The sequence below is a fragment of the Bacillus sp. JJ664 genome, assembly GCF_036962205.1.
Taxonomy (GTDB): domain Bacteria; phylum Bacillota; class Bacilli; order Bacillales; family Bacillaceae_G; genus Gottfriedia.
The window spans coordinates 1-1,249 of record NZ_JBALMS010000176.1; the positions used below are offsets into that span (position 1 = coordinate 1).

Genomic DNA, 1,249 nt, shown 5'->3' on the forward strand with positions numbered 1-1,249 from the left:
AAGATTCTTTGATGTCAAAAGTACTGCATTGATGCCTAAAAAAACAAAAACAGATAGGAAAATGAGTATTTGCAAATTTAAAGACAATTCTGTAAAATATAGGATATAGGTGACAAACGGAATCATTAATATAGGTAAAACTCCTAAGAGTGCCCATAATTTATGATAACCAAAAACTTGAGAATTATCCCTTAATTCACCTTCAGTATAAATACTTAATAAATAATCACAATATTGCTCTGGTAACATACGATTTTCTTTCCAGAACTTTATTTCTTTTATGATAATTTGTTTTCGTTGCTGATCCATATTGCATCCTCCAATGATTTTCCGAAAAAAATTCTGAAAAATCACACTTTGTTATTAGAATATCACTTTTATTGGAATTTGAGTATGGTCATTCGATTGGTTTTGACAAATTTCTTCATATGACATTTTGCCTAGTCGTTAAAATTGAAAATAAAAAAAGTCTATCCAAAAATGGATAAACTTTTCTATAATATTCTATTCTAAGAAATCTTTTAATCGTTTACTACGACTTGGATGACGTAACTTACGAAGTGCTTTTGCTTCAATTTGGCGGATACGTTCACGTGTTACACCAAACACCTTACCAACTTCTTCTAAAGTGCGAGTACGACCATCATCTAAACCAAAACGTAAACGAAGTACGTTCTCTTCACGGTCAGTTAATGTATCAAGTACATCTTCAAGCTGTTCTTTTAACATCTCATAAGCAGCATGTTCAGCCGGAGAAGTAGCTTCTGAATCTTCAATGAAATCACCTAAATGTGAATCGTCTTCTTCACCAATTGGTGTTTCAAGAGATACAGGCTCTTGAGCAATTTTTAAGATTTCTCTTACTTTTTCAGGTGGTAAATCCATTTCTTCTCCAATTTCTTCAGGAGATGGCTCACGACCCAAATCTTGAAGTAATTGACGTTGAACTCGGATTAGTTTATTAATTGTTTCAACCATATGTACTGGAATACGGATTGTTCTAGCTTGGTCAGCAATTGCACGAGTAATCGCTTGACGAATCCACCAAGTAGCATATGTACTAAATTTGTAACCTTTACGGTAATCAAATTTTTCTACAGCTTTAATTAATCCCATATTTCCTTCTTGAATTAGGTCTAAGAATAGCATTCCACGTCCTACATAACGTTTTGCAATACTTACTACTAAACGTAAGTTTGCTTCAGCTAGGCGGCGTTTCGCTTCTTCATCGCCTTCTTCAATACGTTTT

General features: G+C 33.5%; 1 protein-coding gene and 1 pseudogene. Both read right to left on the reverse strand.

Features of this window, described 5'->3' with window-relative positions; all coding sequences use genetic code 11:
* A pseudogene (locus V7056_RS19580) lies at window positions 1-309 on the reverse strand (hypothetical protein); the annotation flags it as partial.
* Window positions 310-504: 195 nt separating this feature from the next.
* Window positions 505-1,249 (reverse strand): RNA polymerase sigma factor RpoD (gene rpoD / locus V7056_RS19585; protein ID WP_499704067.1); only part of this gene is annotated, 745 nt, incomplete at its 5' end.